Origin of the sequence: Marinomonas posidonica IVIA-Po-181, assembly GCF_000214215.1 — a bacterium.
Lineage (GTDB): Bacteria > Pseudomonadota > Gammaproteobacteria > Pseudomonadales > Marinomonadaceae > Marinomonas > Marinomonas posidonica.
Map to the genome: position 1 here is coordinate 2,721,981 of NC_015559.1, position 16,895 is coordinate 2,738,875.

The window sequence follows — 16,895 nt, forward strand, 5'->3', positions numbered from 1 at the left end:
CTTTTTGTACTAACCTGAGAAACTAAAATCACTGCTTGTGATCATATCTTCAAGTTCATCCGCTTCATAAGTTTCCGATCCAATATTCACCTCAGGCCCCACTAAATACACGCCATCGGCATTAATGGTAATGAAGCTTCCCCCGACTTTCACGGTTAATTCAGCTCCAGCTTCCACGACGGTAAGATCCCCACTTTGTAGCTGTATATCTTCCCCTGCTTCGGTCACGGCGATCTCACCGACTTGCTGCTGCAAGCTGCCTTCGACTATGTGGGTTTGGTCTAAGGTGACCTTGCTACGACGTTCCCCTTTGACCGTGATGTGCTGGTTGTTTTTCACTTCACTGAAGCTGTCGTTAACCACACTCAGGTGTTGGTCGTTACCGATGCTTGTGGTCTGGTCATGTAACACGTCGGTTTGCAGGTCTTTTTGGGCGTGCAGGTAGACTTGTTCTTGACCTACTTGATCTTCGAAGCTGATTTCGTTAAATCCGGCCCCTTGGTGGGTTTGGCTGCGCCACACGGTTTTGGTTTTGTTCGCCGGTAAGGCGTAAGGCGGTAAGTTGTCAGCGTTGTAGGTTCGACCGGTAATAATGGGTTGGTCTGGGTCGCCGTTGAGGAAGCTGACGATGACGTCGGTGCCAATACGTGGCAGCGCGATGGTGCCGTATTGGCTGCCCGCCCAGCTTTGGGAGACTTGGACCCAGCAGGAGCTGAAGTCGTCTTTTTGTCCGTAACGGTCCCAAGCAAATTGGATTTTCACTCGACCGTGTTCGTCACAGTAGATTTCTTCTGGGGTGTCACCATCGTTGGCCGCAGGCCCCACCACGGTGGCCATCATGGGGCCATCAACACTGGGTTGCGGTTGTGGCGTTGCCTGCCAGTTCACTTGGCCCGGGATCAGGGTAAAGTGGTTTTGGTAGCTGGTCTGGCCTTCGCCCCCTTCTTCTTCGAGGACTTGTGGTTGGGTGCCATGGTGTTCGACTTGAACAGGGATCCAGCTGTTGTCTTGGATGCTGGCGTCGAAGTGACCGGCAATGCGTATTTTGCGGCCAACGAGGATCGCTGAGGCGTCGCTGTCACCGGTCAGTAGGTGAGCTCGACGGCGCAAGTATTCTAAACGGATGCGGGCAAAACGTTGGCCAGTGGCGTTGTCTTTAAAACGGCCTGGGGCATCAAAGTGTTCGTAGAGGCTCAGTTGATGTTCTAGGTTGGTCCCTGTGTGCTGATTCAAGGCCGCGTAGCCGGGTTGCTTGAAGCTGTAGTCTTTTAGGGTCGACTGACTGGGTAGGGATTGTTTGTGTTCACTGAGCGCGTTGATGTAAGGGGTTTCGGAGACGCCCGCGGTGAGTAAGTTGTAGGCAATGGCGTCGTTTTGTACGGCTAAAGCTTGGCTCTTGTCGATGAAGTGTAAGGTGTGTTTGCCTGCTTCGTGGCTAAAGTAGTAGACCCAGCCTTCTTCGGCGGCCAATCGATGTAGGAAGTCGGCGTCAGTTTCACGGTATTGAACGCAGAACTCCCGTTCTTTTGGTTCTTCGTTTTCCAAGGTGAACACAGGGGCCGGCATGTCCATGTCGGTGATCAATTGGGTGAGGATGTCTTTGGCGCTTTGTTTTTGGAAGATGCGGCTGTTATGGCGTAACGACAGTCGCTCTAACGCGGGCACTAGGGTCAAGCCGTAAAAGGTGTAGTTGTGGCCGGTGTCGCCTTTTTCAAAGTGGCGGACGATACCATGCACTCGGTGAACCAGTTCACCATCACGCCAGACGGTTAATTCTGCTTGCTTGTCGACGATGGTGTCCGCAGACAAGTCCATACGACGACTGGCTAAGCTCAGCTGATAACGGAACCCATAGCAAGTGGTCCCATCGTCTAATGTGGAATCCGAGAGAGAGTCTTGGCCTCGGTACTCTCGTACCAGCAAGGTGTTCTCATCGAGGCCGTCAACGGCCAGCTTAAACATTAACGTCGCCATATTAGGCTCCTTACTCCATCCCGTTTAAGTAACACCTTTACTTGTTCTTCCATAAATTTCATTGCCGTTAACTCAGTCAATATACTTCAATAAAACACGCATGCGGTTTAGTCAGACGCAATGGTACTGTCGGTAAAACCAGACCCTACCGCCGCCTCACCACCTTCATTAAAGGTCACGTTAGCACTCATTAACTGAATGCCGTTTTGATCTATGGTGATGTAATTCCCGCCAGCTTTAATAGTAATGGCTTGCTTGGCTTCTAGAATGGCCTTTGCGCCACTTTTTAAATGAATTTCTTGTGCGGCTTCTAGGCGATTAACTTGAGTTACCTTGCGATAAAAGTTTGCCTCTGAAATCGAAGTATCCTGTTTCAGTACTTTTAACTGACATTCGCCATTCACTGTGATGTGCTGGTTGTTTTTCACTTCACTGAAGCTGTCGTTAACCACACTCAGGTGTTGGTCGTTACCGATGCTTGTGGTCTGGTCATTTAACACGTCGGTTTGCAGGTCTTTTTGGGCGTGCAGGTAGACTTGTTCTTGACCTACTTGATCTTCGAAGCTGATTTCGTTAAATCCGGCCCCTTGGTGGGTTTGGCTGCGCCACACGGTTTTGGTTTTGTTCGCCGGTAAGGCGTAAGGCGGTAAGTTGTCAGCGTTGTAGGTTCGACCGGTAATAATGGGTTGGTCTGGGTCGCCGTTGAGGAAGCTGACGATGACGTCGGTGCCAATACGTGGCAGCGCGATGGTGCCGTATTGGCTGCCCGCCCAGCTTTGGGAGACTTGGACCCAGCAGGAGCTGAAGTCGTCTTTCTGGCCGTAACGGTCCCAAGCAAATTGGATTTTCACTCGACCGTGTTCGTCACAGTAGATTTCTTCTGGGGTGTCACCATCGTTGGCCGCAGGCCCCACCACGGTGGCCATCATGGGACCATCGACACTGGGTTGCGGTTGTGGGGTTGCCTGCCAGTTCACTTGGCCCGGTATCAGGGTAAAGTGGTTTTGGTAGCTGGTCTGGCCTTCGCCCCCTTCTTCTTCGAGGACTTGTGGTTGGGTACCATGGTGTTCGACTTGGACAGGGATCCAGCTGTTGTCTTGGATGCTGGCGTCGAAGTGACCGGCAATGCGTATTTTGCGACCAACGAGGATCGCTGAGGCGTCGCTATCACCGGTCAACAGGTGAGCACGACGGCGCAAGTATTCTAAACGGATGCGGGCAAAACGTTGGCCAGTGGCGTTGTCTTTAAAACGGCCTGGGGCATCAAAGTGTTCGTAGAGGCTCAGTTGATGTTCTAGGTTGGTCCCTGTGTGCTGATTCAAGGCCGCGTAGCCGGGTTGCTTGAAGCTGTAGTCTTTTAGGGTCGACTGACTGGGTAGGGATTGTTTGTGTTCACTGAGCGCGTTGATGTAAGGGGTTTCGGAGACGCCCGCGGTGAGTAAGTTGTAGGCAATGGCGTCGTTTTGTACGGCTAAAGCTTGGCTCTTGTCGATGAAGTGTAAGGTGTGTTTGCCTGCTTCGTGGCTAAAGTAGTAGACCCAGCCTTCTTCGGCGGCCAATCGATGTAGGAAGTCGGCGTCAGTTTCACGGTATTGAACGCAGAACTCCCGTTCTTTTGGTTCTTCGTTTTCCAAGGTGAACACAGGGGCCGGCATGTCCATGTCGGTGATCAATTGGGTGAGGATGTCTTTGGCGCTTTGTTTTTGGAAGATGCGGCTGTTATGGCGTAACGACAGTCGCTCTAACGCGGGCACTAGGGTCAAGCCGTAAAAGGTGTAGTTGTGGCCGGTGTCGCCTTTTTCAAAGTGGCGGACGATACCATGCACTCGGTGAACCAGTTCACCATCACGCCAGACGGTTAATTCTGCTTGCTTGTCGACGATGGTGTCCGCAGACAAGTCCATACGACGACTGGCTAAGCTCAGCTGATAACGGAACCCATAGCAAGTGGTCCCATCGTCTAATGTGGAATCCGAGAGAGAGTCTTGGCCTCGGTACTCTCGTACCAGCAAGGTGTTCTCATCGAGGCCGTCAACGGCCAGCTTAAACATTAACGTCGCCATATTACGTTCCTTGTGTTACTGCTATTCCATAGAAAAGTCGCCAAGCTCAGTTGGCGACTTCATTTCGTTCATATTAACGATGTGTCATCGAAAATAATACGAAGCGTTAGGCTTCGATTGGTTGAGTCCAATCATCCGCACCAGATGTTCCAGAAGAAACATGATCCCAAGTGATTTTACGATACGCAAGGGATACTGTTAAGTTCTGTGTGAAAGACTCATTAGATGGGTCTAGGCAGTGTGGCATTTCGCATTCGATGTCCACAATCACAGCACCTTCTAATGAGGTTGTGAAGAAGTTTTCTTGCTTGCCTTCAGAAGACGTGCGGTACCATTTCAATTCCACATTTGACAGTTTTTCACCGGCAGACAAGGCGTTGTAAAGTAATGGTACGGCTTTGTTTAGAGCCACGGTGAATTTAAACGGTTTGTGAACACGTTTACCAGATGGGCTACCTGATTGTGGGTTCGTTGGTACGGTGACATTATGCAAGAACTGTTGTACTAGCATTTCATCTTCGTGACCTTCCAAACCGATTTCACCAGTAGAATCCACTGTCATGGCACCAGCAGTAATCAGTCCCTGTGTTTCCCCTTGAATCGAAATATAACACGGCGTTGGCATAATCTAATTCCTTATAAGTAATAAAAGATTGAAAAGTGTCATAAACACTTATCTTTCTATAGCAAATCCAATGCCAGAAAAAATATCCATATAAATCAGTATGTTAAAAATCAGCAAGTCGATTAAGCAATTTATCGCCTTGATCTTAGGCGGTTTTTTGCTTGCTGGGCAAAGGATTGCTTAACTGTCCCGCCATCATAAGATGCCGGACAGTTAAGACGCTTCCCACACGAATCATCTCGTTAGAAAGATCCTTTGTCAGAGCAGATTCTCTCCATTCCGCTCGATTCAGAAGACTTATTCGCTCCTTCCCTAGTACAAAGTGTCCGATAAACTGAAAGATTTGAATAAATCGCGTGTAAACGGGTTTACTTCTTTCTCTGTGTTCACTCGTATTTCCATTAAACCCTCATCAATACTAAACTGATAGGTCACATTTGAAACACTCGAACTCACCACATTTGCCATACCCAGTAAGCGGAAAAAAGCCCAAGGTCCTGAGGAGTCGATACTCCTTGGAGAAAAGTTAAGCTGTGTTGGTACCAGCGTCATCTTAGAAAGAGCAGTATCTCCTAAGGTATTTGGCCATACCATTTCGACGTTATTCCTAGGTCCATGACTGTATGAAAGATTTTGGCCATCAACATTTAACAAACCTCTTCGTTTATTGGCCGTCAAGTTAACAGGCTCAATTCCGAAGGATACGTCTAAAACGCCTTTCCTATTAAAGAATGCATCTTGAATCAATTTAGCTTGATCCAGCTGAGCCAATACATCATCACGAATAAGAGACTTGCCTTGCAATTCGCCGCTTAGCTCTAAGTTTTCTTCAATAAACATTTTAAGCTGATTGCTGTAGAACTGATCTAACGTACCATTTGGCGCAAAGAATTTTTCAAAGTCTTGCAGTGACACATCGCTATTAGCATCGGCACGGAAAGGGTATTTACTCGCGAATTTTTGTTCATAGACTTTATAAATATCATTATGCCACCTTACTTCCAGATAACGGATGGCTTCCTGTTTAATGACATACCAACTTTGATTTGCCAATTTAGTTAACATGGAGTCAAGCGGTTTCGGCAAGCCTGCTGAAATCCTGTTCAATGTATAAATCGGATCAACACTGTTCAAAGACGTTCTAGCTTTTGTTGTCTCAAGTGCCGCTCTACCAACATCAGGTGCATCCTGAATGGCTTTCAGATAGGCTTTTAACTGATCAATCGCGACGACCACTTCATCTATGTTAGCAGGCTTATCGTCACTGGCTTTGATCATGCCGTTCAAATCAGAAAAAGGAGCATTGATTTTAAGGGCGATATTGTACTTAGTGCTTTTCTGTAGCTCTTCTAACGCTACTCTATCCTCTGGCAATTCAGGGAAAATATTCGTGTTATCGTCTAAAGCAGATAAAAACCGTATGATTGGCTGCGAGTTACCGGTTAGGTTCTCTAACACGTTTACGGCTTCATTAATGTCTTTAAAATCTTTAATTTCAAAACCATTAACCGCTGAACGCCATGAATTAGTGTAATCCGCAACATAAGACGCTCGGATTTTCTCCTTCAATGCTTGCTTATCAGCCTCACTAAACCGAGCTGTCTCGGTTTGGCCAAGTACCCAACTATCAATCAAAGCCAGATCAGAAACAGATTCCGAGCTCGGTAAGAAGTAATTCTCAAAGCCCTTTTTAGATAACATGGCAGGAATTCGTAACTTACTTGAGTTGCCCCTTTGATCAAACACCAATGGAAAAACTGGCCCAATTAAGTTACTCATATCTTGGTCTGTACCAAGTTTGGTTTGCGCGGTTAATTTAAGGTTTCTGTAGACACGCTCATCAATAGAAAGGGCACCTAATTCAGCCTGAGTAGAGGCAATCAGCTTTTCATAAGGCTTAAGAACCGCTATGGCATTATTGTCTCCTCTCCCCCTTAGCGTCTCAAGGTCAGTATGTTGTAAGGCGTATTCAAGATGTTGCAATAATTTATCTTGAACCTCTTTCATTCCAGAAAACCGAACCTGCCACTTTCGCGAAAAGTAATTGAGAACAAAGTCGTCATATCGACCACTTTTATCAACAAGCATTCGATATACCCTAAGGACAGCAAGCTTATCTTCATCACTTTTGGCTTTCTTTAGATCAACGACAAGATCAGCCATGAGAGAAGGAAGGTATTTAAACTCCAATAAATTCAAGTAAGTAATTTCAACCTGGGGACCGATCAGATGACCTTGATATAGTCCTAAATCGGAGATATAACGTGGCTTATCGCGGAAAAAACCGAATTCTAACGTCGCATCTCGAATGGTATTAAGTGGTGGAAGTATCTCTTCTTGAGAAGTAAGAGATGCCCCTACAGGGAAATCTTTTAAATAGTTATTTACTTTACTAATAACAGCATCAGACTGATGAATATTCTTTTCATAAAATCTATGCCATGAAGCCGCTAGTAATACGGTAACCATACTGCAAACTAAGATACTGGTTAACATGATGCGGCGTTTTTGCTTTGCCACACGAAAGTTATCCGATGCAAGACCAGCTTCAGGGTAAATAATTTTATTAAATAGGCTCTTTGTAAAATAGGTCGTTGAATTTTTAGCGTTCTGGGCTTTATTAATGGCATGGGTGAGTCCATACCTTCTTGAAGCCGCATCATCAAAAGCATTGGTTGGAACACCCTGTTGATAAACAGACGCAAAATAGACCCCCCTCACCAAGGGTGAAGTTGAAAAACGATCACTGCTTAACGCATCTTCAAAAAAGTTGGATAATACTTCTTTAAGACCACTAATTTGGCGAGTAAAGCTGTATATCGCATTTCGGTCTTCATCCTCAATACTTTCAGAAGCCAACTGTGGGAAAATAGCATTCACATAATCAATGAAAGCGTTATATTCTTTATCAAATTCACTTAACCAGGAATCATGGCTTTCAACTGAATCAAGGCTGAAAGTAAAGCCAAGTACATCATCTCTTTGGTCTTTTTTATAGTTACTAAAAAAGGCTTCAAAACCATATAACAAATCAAGCTTGGTGAGAGCGACATAGACAGGAAGACGGGTAGATAATGTTTCCATTAGCTCCCTGATTCGAGATCTTAAAATGGTTGCGTAAGCTTTTCTTTCATAAACTGTCGAGGTGGCTAGCTTAGAAATATCAATCGCTAATACGATACCATTCAAAGGGCGTTGACTGCGTGTTTTCTCAAGCCATGTGAGAAAGTGTAGCCATAAGCCCTTCTCAACTTCCCCATCAGAGTCACTTCCCGTTAAATTTAGTCCTTGCGTTAAAATCTCACCGTCCGGATCGATTAACACCGACTTATCACCCACCCACCAATCAAAAGAGTAAGTATTCTTGCTTTTTATGCCTGAAGATTTAAGAACAGTCGAAAAAGTATAATTCTGACCTGAGCGGTTTATAAGGCTTGTTTTACCTGCATTCTCAAGCCCCATAACAAGATACCAAGGTAGGCTATACAGATAGTTACGCTTATTAAGACTGTCCTTTAAACTAAAAATTACTTTATTTAAATCGTCTTCTTGATTCTCTACAGCAGCTTGAACAGGGTCCTCTTTTAATACCTCTTGATGTTCAACTTCGGCTTTGAATTTTGAAAATTTTCGCCACTGATAAACGCCCCATAATGCACAGCATGAGAGGGAGAACAGACCCATACAAACTAAACGATTAGAAACACTAACGAATGGAAATTCATTATTAATCTCTAACCAAGGTCCCATCCACCAAATAGCAATATTGACTAGAACAATGATTAAAAATACGAGAAAAGGTAAGGCCACCTTAAAACTTGAACCTAACTTACCAAATAAAGCCTTAATAAACTTAAACATACTACGTCCCTACACTAATCAAAAGAAATACTATTCTTTAGACGCTTTAAAAAAATTGGATCCCATTCAGAAACACGCATTTCTGAAACTTGCTTAAACATAAATTCGAACTGTTGCGAAGCAATATCTTCTGCACCACTTTCCTTAAGCATCTCCGAAGAAATGAGCCTAAGTTGATAAATGTCTTTTTGACAACTTGCTTCAGAAATTTTCACATCAAGATATTTCAGCGCCTCCTGAAGCCCCCTTTCTAAAAACACCTCATTAGCTTCCACTTTTATAGAATCCAACTCTTCAGAATTTGATATTAAAGAGGAACTTACGTCATTACTTTTAGCAGTTAACCAATCAGCACAATCCTCAGAAACAAAAGGCGTCCCATCTTTAAAAGTCAGATCATATATCTGAGGGAATTTTCCGATGAATCTCTTTGTTTCAGAAAATACCGTTTCAGAAATTTCATGCAGACCTAGGGAATCTGAAATCAAGAAACTTAGATACTGCCCATCAATCCAAAATGGCGCCATAACAATAGTGGACTCAACACGTTCCCATAATTCATACGTTGGATTTTCAAGCAAAGAAAAGTATTCTGCTATACGCTCTTTTGGGAGAGCCTGAATAAGTGTTTTATTCTTATTAGAATCAGGCAAGGACTTAATAGAAGACCACAAGTTAAAGCGTTTCAAACGTAATGCTAGTGACGCATATTCATCGCCATGTTTAACGATATCAATCACTTCTGAAATTTTTTTACGACTTTCTTTTTCTGAGGAAGCTGAATTATTATATTTAATGACATCATCTTTTTTCTCTTGTGAAACTTCCTTAACATCACTTTTTGCGTCTAACTCAGCTCTGCTTTTTTCATCACTAAACTTGGATTTAATTCTTTTATACAGAAGGTCAGCTTGTTCGGAGAAAATTTCATTTAGAGACAGTGAATCTTTTAGTTCATCATTAACTTTAAAAATTTCATCAAAAAAAGACAATTCACAATCAAGATCCATTTTTGAATCGATGAACAAATCTATTTTTTTAAATATTTTATCCAGAACTCGAATCTTATACCTTTTTCCAGCAGCCCCTTCTTTCTTGGGGTAACAAAGCGACCAATAAAAAGAAACAAAATCTGAAATTACGGATAAAGCCAAATAAAATGAAACGATATTATTCCTTCTTTTACAGCACTCTATAAAATAATCAATTAAGATAATATCTTTTGTCTTTTCATTTAAAAGTATGATCAGGTTCTCTTCAACTTTATCCCATTTAACAGAGCCATGGGAAAGCGAACCAACTTTCATCATCTCTTCTTCTATGAACTCATAGAGAGAGTCAGACGAAAAATCATCTCCTTCCAATATATCATCAGATATAGGCCGCTTTATTTTTGACCTTATCTCTTCGGCATCAAAAATCATAAATTACCAACCACACCTATTATAATCAGGCCCCATACTTCCCTTTAGATTTGATGCTAAAAAAACAAGATTATTAACTCCAACATCACTCGAATTTAAAATAACCTCTTCATTAGAAAGAATATATTTAATGTAATTAGAGGCAACCTTACCTCTTGATGAAGAAAGGACAAATCCCGTATCGTCACTCCTCCACATGGTATTTTGATAGCCATGGAGTGACACCTTAACCCGCCCCTCTTTAATGGCCTTCTTCGTTATTAAATCGAGTCTACTGATACTATCAACACAGCTAATCATGAGGATTGGATAATCATCTTTAACATCATAATTAATAGAGGGTAAAGTAATGTATAAATCCAAAGAATTATCTTTAAATTCAATTATTGGCAAATGGTCATCGTTTCTTTTCTTCTCTATTTTTTTAGCCATTAACCACGACTTTGGTTTTTTATAAAATTCATTTAGATTTTCCTCTTGTGGGGGGAAAACCTCGTCATAACACTTAAGCCGATTGAGATTGCTCACAATATTCTTACAGGACTTTATTTTCAAACTGTCATCAGCGGCATAGAGTTCAGAATTAAAATTAATCAGAAAAATAAAACACACAATAAAATAGCTATTTTTCATTACAAAGAGATCTCCAACTTAAGGCATTTATCAGCTAATGTTCTTTTCGGAATCCCTAAACTCTTGGCGGCCATGGACCGGTTTCCGTTATATTTTTTAAGTGTTCGATATAATATTTTACTCTCAAACTCCTTAACGGCTTCTTTCAAATCAGTCACATCAAGGTCGGAAGCCTCAATATTAAATGAGTTGATCTCTTCCCCGACTTCCTCTTCATTCATAAAGCTCATTTCGTCTAGCCTAGAAACGATCATTTCTTTATTAATGTAACCTCGATTATCCGCTTGCTCACAACCATATTGAATCAGGTGCTTCAGTTCTCTTACGTTCCCAGGAAAATCGTAATTAGAAAGAGCATCACAGGCCTCAACTTCAATGCCTTTGACGTCTTTATCATGGTGGGAGTTAAATTGCCTTACAAAGTATTCTGATAGATATTTGATATCACCAGTCCTTTCTCGAAGAGGTGGTATTTTTATGGGGTATTGATATAACCTATAAAAGAGGTCTTTTCTAAAGTCATTAGAATTCACCTTATCTCTAAGGTTGACATGGGTCGCAACCACCAACCTGAAGTCGGATTCATATTCTTTTTTCGATCCTACCGGTCTATATTTCTTAGTCTCAATTACCCTTAAGACTTTTGCCTGTAAGTTATGGGGCATATCCCCAATTTCATCTAGAAAAAGCGTTCCCTGATGAGCATTTTCAATCAAGCCTTTTTTATCCTGATTCGCGCCAGAAAATGCCCCTTTTACATAACCAAAGAGCTCACTCTCTAATAATGAATCAGGTATTGCGGCACAGTTAATCGCAACGAATGGATTGTTTTTCCTTTCAGAAAGATCATGTACAGCCCTTGAAACAAGCTCCTTTCCTACACCTGTCTCACCTAGCACCATCACTGTTAAATTTGAGAAAGCCGCTCTTGAAATTTGCTCTCTTAATTTTTTCATAACTGATGAATGACCAGCAATGACGTTCGAAAGGTCATCTAGACCTTTCTTTAACGTTAATTTCTTTTTGTCTTCATTGGCTTTATCACTCAAACTAATTCTTAATAAATCTTTCCTCTCACTTTCAACAATGGCCGTTAAGTAAGCGTTACAGACCTTCATAAACTCCTGAAAGTCATCTTTATCAATCATTTCAAAGCAAGCTATATCACCATGTAAAACATAGAAATACTCAGTTTTATTGCCGGACATTTTAAGCGGGTAAAATATGATTCTTTCTTTATCACAAGGTTTAAGAAGTTCAAATAAACTACCGTCTGAAACCCAAAAATTTAAGTCTTCACCTTCAATTGATAAGGTATCATTTTTCTGAATTGCATGAGCCAAAACACAGTCAAAGTCAGAAACATCCCAAACTGTTTCTTGATTTCCATTTTTATATTTGAAAAAACGGCCGTCGCTTGATATTTCTAATAAATACACACCACGCAAACTGTTTTTTTTCAAAATCAGCTGACTAAGACTGTGAAAAAACTCTCTCGAATTCTTATACGTTAATAAAGTTGAAGCATCTTCTAACCAGCCAGCCATGATTATCGAACCTCTCCAACGAAATCCCCATCGGTGACTGTCATATAAATGCTTAAGATGTCTTTTTCTTCAGCTAAATAGCTCAGTATTGGAAGAGAGATATTCGGTAACAGCTCTCCTTCGATAATGGCTTCAAGCAACCTAGCCCCATTCTCGGATCGATTAGCTCTTTTTAATATTTCAGAATAAACAGTGTCATCAATAATAACTTCAGCTGAATAACGCTTTGTTAACAATTCTTTTATATACGAAATTTTCGATTTCACTATTTCTTCAAGAGCAGAATTATCTAGTGGTAGATAAGGCACAACTTCCATTCTTGCTAAAAGTGCTGGCTTGAAATATTCAGCAAGCTCTGGGTAAAGCTTATCTTTTAGTAATTCAGGCTCATTGTGAGAATCCACTATTGTTTGATAGCCTAGATTCGATGTTAAGAAGAATAAGACATTCTGACAGTCAATACTTCTACCCTCACCATCAGATAACTCACCTTTATCAAAGGTTTGATAAAACAGGTTCAGCACTTCTGGATGAGCTTTCTCTACTTCATCCAGTAACACAACGGAATAGGGTTTCTTTCTAATTGCCTCGGTCAGAATCCCCCCTTCTCCATACCCAACATAGCCAGGAGGTGAACCAATCAATCTAGATACCGTGTGCTTCTCTTGATATTCAGACATATTGATCGTGGTTAAAAACTGTTTCCCACCGTACAGCTCTTCCGTTAGTTTGATCACAGTTTCAGTCTTACCCACACCACTAGGGCCAACTAATAAGAAGGAACCTTTAGGTCTACCGGCTCTTCTTAGATCCGCACGGGACGTTAACAAATGTCGGTGAATACTCTTGATGGCAATATCCTGACCTCTGATTTTCTCACCAAGAATGGAGGGTAAATGCGTGATCTTATAGAGTTCATCTGAGTTCATCTGGGATATCGGAATCCCGGTCCAATCAGAAATCACTTCAGCAATCTGCTGTTTGTTTACTTCAGGGTAGACAAGATGCTGATCAAGCGGGATTGAGTCGAACATCTGGTAACTGTCGGTAAGATCTTCTTTTAATTTGGTTAACTCACTGGTTTCCGTCGTAGTGCTTAGGGCTTTATCACGAAGAGCGACTATCTCATCAACAATTCCTTTCTGCGTCTGCCAATCTGTCAATAATGCCGTGGTGTCCGCTTCCGAAACTTTTTCTTCTTCGTTTAATAACGCAAGGTACTCTTCATCAATACTTTTGCCCACCAGAGTTTGACGCTCTAATAAATCAATTTCTCGTTGTCGAGCAATTTTTTGACTCTCTAACACCGTCAGTTTTTTAGGTGGTATGCTTCTATTAATGCTTAATCGTGCACACGCCGTATCCAACACATCAATTGCTTTATCTGGAAGCTGCCTACCTGAAAGATAACGGGCCGATAATTCTGATGCGGCTTTTAAAGCGCAATCACTAATAAATACACCATGTGCTTCTTCATACACCTGATGTAAGCCTCGAAGAATATCAACGGATTGCTCAATGGAAGGCTCTTCAATTTTGACTAACTGAAAACGTCTCGTTAGGGCAGGGTCTTTTTCAAAATACTTTTTATATTCTTTCCAAGTTGTGGCTGCGATAGTAGACAGCTCACCACGAGCAAGCGCAGGCTTTAATAGATTGGCCGCATCACTTCCCCCCTCTTGGTTACCGGAACCAATCAGAGTGTGTGCTTCATCGATGAAAAGAATAATTTGTTTAGAAGAAGATTTTACTTCATCAATAACCCCCTTCAAGCGCTTTTCAAACTCGCCTTTAACGGAAGCGCCAGCTTGAAGCAATCCAAGGTCGAGTGAACACAGGCTAACTTCTTTTAATTTATCTGGTACCTGACCTGAAATAATTCGAAGTGCCAAACCTTCAATAACGGCACTTTTACCAACCCCAGCTTCACCTACCACTATTGGATTATTCTTTCTTCGACTACATAGAATATCAACGATAAGGTTTAATTCTTCATCCCGGCACAAGACCGGATCAAGCTGACCATCCTGTGCTTGCTGTGTTATGTTTGTACAGTATTTTTCAAGATAGAGTTGTGTCGGTTCAATCTTAGACACATTTCCATTGCCTTCAGACTGGCTCACACTCTCAGAACTTTCTTTCAGAATATCATCAAAGTGCTTACGCAACCTTTCAGTATTGATCTGATCTAAAAGGCTCACCAGCTCAAACGAAAAGTACCTTTCCTTTCTAAGAAGAGTAGAAAGTAGAATGGCACCCGATCTCAGCTCATTCTGCTGAAGCTCAGTTGAAGACAGTAACCAAGCTTCTTGGAGAGCTTCGACTAATAATGGAGAAAAAGGTGGGTAGGTATCTAAGTCAGCCGATACAGGGTAACTTTTGGCAATGGCATTCGTTACACTCTCTGTAGAAATATTTTCAATGTCTAAAATACATCTCACATCTGAAAGTGGATTCTCTAACATAGCGCTAATAAAATGAGCCAAACTTACTTCACTATGTTTATTATCAATACATAATGAAGCCGCATTTTCCAAAGCTATTTTACATTGAGAATTTAATTTTGAAATTAGTACAGGTAATTCAATTCTAATCACGATATATCCCTTTTCCTTGTGATTTTAAAACTACAATCTTAAAATTTGACTTAGTTGATCAAGTACATCTTGCGATTTGGTGTTCAATAAAAAATAGTAAAATAAATATATTGCGACCCAACCAATCGAAAATACCATAAAGATTAACCACACTGGTATTTGACGTCTTAACTTATATCTTTTGTTTACGACAGCTTGCGTTGGCGAACTTAATGACACATTTTTATCATTAATATTTTCTAGCAAACTGTGCAGTTTGTTTATTATTTTTTCCCTTTCCTCTTTGCCATTTTTCATAACCTTAAACTTACCTTGAAAACCCAGTATCAAACACTGATAAAGGAATTCTAATAATTCCTTATATCGAGTCGGATCTTTTTCAAGCCGAGTCATGATCTCAAAAACCTTTTCACCACCCCAGGTTTCGTTATGGAACCGAGAAAGCATTGAGTACTGAGCCCAAATAGAATCACCACCCCAATTGGTTCCCATTACGGCTTCGTCTAAAAAAACACATAGAATATATCTATATGCCATTAGCACTGTATGGTCATAACCTTTTTCAGTAAGCTCAATTTCAGTGATGTTGATTTCTTCTATTGTTTGTTTATAGATTTCATCAATATTAGGACAATCACTTAATGTTTTAACTCGAAGTGAAAGAGCAAAAAAGTTAGTTGCTGAATCAATAAAAGGATTATCGGTATGCCCTCTTATTTGAAACCAATAATCTTTATCCTTATTTATATTTTCGGCATCATCAAATAATAAATCATCGTATAATCCAGATTTCTTATCAGAATTCTCATCATAGTCCATCATTTCTTCACTCATGACTAATCCCTTATTGCCCAAAATTGTAGATCTAGACCTTCAAACGCCCCAGCGACATGGAATGCAAAACCGGATGAATTCTCCAGCATTTTCCAAGCGGCACTGGTTTTATCTAATTGGTAATAGGTATAACCAGAGTGGTAAGGTAATTGTCTTGGGGCAACAGGCAGAGGTATCACCGGAATGCCCGGTAATTGGTGAGAAATAAGATCACGTATTTTCTCAACAGAAGACACTTTCGTCTGTTGACTAAACAAGCTTCTCAGCTCGTCGAGAGGCATGTCGGCTTTCACCGATAGAACAAACTCTGCGCTTTCAATCAGTTTTTCATCATGAATAGGCGCAACCATTAAGCCATATTTTCTCTTCTGTAATTGTAGAGAGAGTGCTCGTGGCTCAACCACAACACTTAAACTCTGACGTAGATATCGTATAACCTGCCAAAAAGAGTCGCTGGGCATATCATGGTTATAACCAGAAAGCTCTGGTGGCAATCGGCTTTCATCAATAAAAGTGGCTAACTCACCACACATAGACGATAACAATTCATATAATCGTTCTGGGTGCAGACTTCGCAAATTCACAAGATGCTGTAATACAGGTTGCAGTCTGTTTAACACTTGTAGCAGCATGAAATCAGAGACATCCGCTACCGCGCCTTGTCCTGACGAGCCTAAACGTCTTGATATGCCCTTTGCTCTCTCTTTCATTAACCCTGAAATTTCATTAATGCATCTATGCAGCAAGGCACTACAATAAACATCAAAGTGACACGGAATAAACTCATCATCTAACACAACACTGCCATCCGGTCGCTTTTCACGTATTCTTGCAATAGCAATTGAGGCATAGCTGCTTCGATCATCTTTTTCTAACATAAGCTTTAGTCGTACAGAGGCAAGGTCAAGCTTTGCAACATCACCGTCGATTGAATGCGTATCCTTTACCTCATGTTGACGGCTTGCAAATCGCCCCGTTCCTTTTTCATGAGGCCAATCCACTTCCATTAGTGAATCGTTTTTTAATGGCAAAGCAAGGTATACAACTTGACCCGATAAATTTGCGTCACCTATCTCTAATGGATCAGGTTGCATGTCCTCTTGTGGAATCCTAAAGACAGTCCCATCAGGAATAACGCCAGTCGCTTGATCAATAGCAATTCGACCAAAGGAAAGATACTCTGGATTAATCGATAGTGATGAAAGACCATATAAATAACTACTTACCGAAAGCAATCGTTCATTTAAAATATTTTCTTCATATCTACTTTGCTGTTGAAAGTGCTGCGGTTTTATAAATAAACCTTCACTCCAAATAACTCTATTACGAGGAATCAT

Annotated in this window: 10 protein-coding genes; all 10 read right to left on the reverse strand. The window is 41.5% G+C overall.

Going from position 1 to position 16,895, the window contains the following annotated elements:
• Positions 1 to 9: 9 nt before the first annotated feature.
• Entirely contained in the window at positions 10 to 1,974 is a 1,965-nt protein-coding gene (locus tag MAR181_RS12605) for a type VI secretion system Vgr family protein (RefSeq protein WP_013796983.1), read from the reverse strand.
• Positions 1,975 to 2,081: 107 nt separating this feature from the next.
• On the reverse strand, positions 2,082 to 4,037 hold the full coding sequence (tssI, locus tag MAR181_RS12610) for a type VI secretion system tip protein TssI/VgrG (RefSeq protein ID WP_013796984.1): 1,956 nt from the start codon (positions 4,035 to 4,037) through the stop codon (positions 2,082 to 2,084).
• A 106-nt stretch (positions 4,038 to 4,143) separates the two neighbouring features.
• On the reverse strand, positions 4,144 to 4,662 hold the full coding sequence (locus tag MAR181_RS12615) for an Hcp family type VI secretion system effector (RefSeq protein WP_013796985.1): 519 nt from the start codon (positions 4,660 to 4,662) through the stop codon (positions 4,144 to 4,146).
• A gap of 312 nt (positions 4,663 to 4,974) precedes the next feature.
• The gene (tssM, locus tag MAR181_RS12620; protein WP_013796986.1) at positions 4,975 to 8,523 is read right to left on the reverse strand and encodes a type VI secretion system membrane subunit TssM; all 3,549 of its coding nucleotides are present in this window, start codon (positions 8,521 to 8,523) and stop codon (positions 4,975 to 4,977) included.
• Positions 8,524 to 8,537: 14 nt separating this feature from the next.
• Positions 8,538 to 9,947: a type VI secretion system protein TssA gene (gene tssA, locus MAR181_RS12625; protein ID WP_013796987.1), complete on the reverse strand. Its 1,410-nt coding sequence runs from the start codon at positions 9,945 to 9,947 to the stop codon at positions 8,538 to 8,540.
• Between the two features lie 3 nt (positions 9,948 to 9,950).
• Positions 9,951 to 10,580: a type VI secretion system-associated protein TagO gene (locus MAR181_RS12630; protein ID WP_013796988.1), complete on the reverse strand. Its 630-nt coding sequence runs from the start codon at positions 10,578 to 10,580 to the stop codon at positions 9,951 to 9,953.
• A complete protein-coding gene (locus MAR181_RS12635; RefSeq protein WP_013796989.1) occupies positions 10,580 to 12,127 on the reverse strand; it encodes a sigma-54 interaction domain-containing protein in 1,548 nt (515 codons plus the stop codon). Before MAR181_RS12635 ends, MAR181_RS12630 begins: the two co-directional genes overlap by 1 nt.
• A 2-nt stretch (positions 12,128 to 12,129) precedes the next feature.
• The gene (gene tssH / locus MAR181_RS12640) at positions 12,130 to 14,724 is read right to left on the reverse strand and encodes a type VI secretion system ATPase TssH (protein ID WP_013796990.1); all 2,595 of its coding nucleotides are present in this window, start codon (positions 14,722 to 14,724) and stop codon (positions 12,130 to 12,132) included.
• Positions 14,725 to 14,754: 30 nt separating this feature from the next.
• Positions 14,755 to 15,558 (reverse strand): type IVB secretion system protein IcmH/DotU, encoded by an 804-nt coding sequence (icmH, locus tag MAR181_RS12645; protein ID WP_013796991.1) that lies wholly within the window; start codon positions 15,556 to 15,558, stop codon positions 14,755 to 14,757.
• A 2-nt stretch (positions 15,559 to 15,560) separates the two neighbouring features.
• Positions 15,561 to 16,895, reverse strand: a complete 1,335-nt coding sequence (gene tssK / locus MAR181_RS12650) for a type VI secretion system baseplate subunit TssK (protein ID WP_013796992.1) — start codon at positions 16,893 to 16,895, stop codon at positions 15,561 to 15,563.

Coding starts and splice junctions, on each gene's coding strand:
- icmH (WP_013796991.1), bottom strand. CDS start 15,558: ATGAGTGAAGAAATGATGGACTATGATGAGAATTCTGATAAGAAATCT.
- MAR181_RS12630 (WP_013796988.1), bottom strand. CDS start 10,580: ATGAAAAATAGCTATTTTATTGTGTGTTTTATTTTTCTGATTAATTTT.
- tssM (WP_013796986.1), bottom strand. CDS start 8,523: ATGTTTAAGTTTATTAAGGCTTTATTTGGTAAGTTAGGTTCAAGTTTT.
- tssI (WP_013796984.1), bottom strand. CDS start 4,037: ATGGCGACGTTAATGTTTAAGCTGGCCGTTGACGGCCTCGATGAGAAC.
- MAR181_RS12605 (WP_013796983.1), bottom strand. CDS start 1,974: ATGGCGACGTTAATGTTTAAGCTGGCCGTTGACGGCCTCGATGAGAAC.
- tssK (WP_013796992.1), bottom strand. CDS start 16,895: ATGATTCCTCGTAATAGAGTTATTTGGAGTGAAGGTTTATTTATAAAA.
- MAR181_RS12635 (WP_013796989.1), bottom strand. CDS start 12,127: ATGGCTGGCTGGTTAGAAGATGCTTCAACTTTATTAACGTATAAGAAT.
- tssA (WP_013796987.1), bottom strand. CDS start 9,947: ATGATTTTTGATGCCGAAGAGATAAGGTCAAAAATAAAGCGGCCTATA.
- MAR181_RS12615 (WP_013796985.1), bottom strand. CDS start 4,662: ATGCCAACGCCGTGTTATATTTCGATTCAAGGGGAAACACAGGGACTG.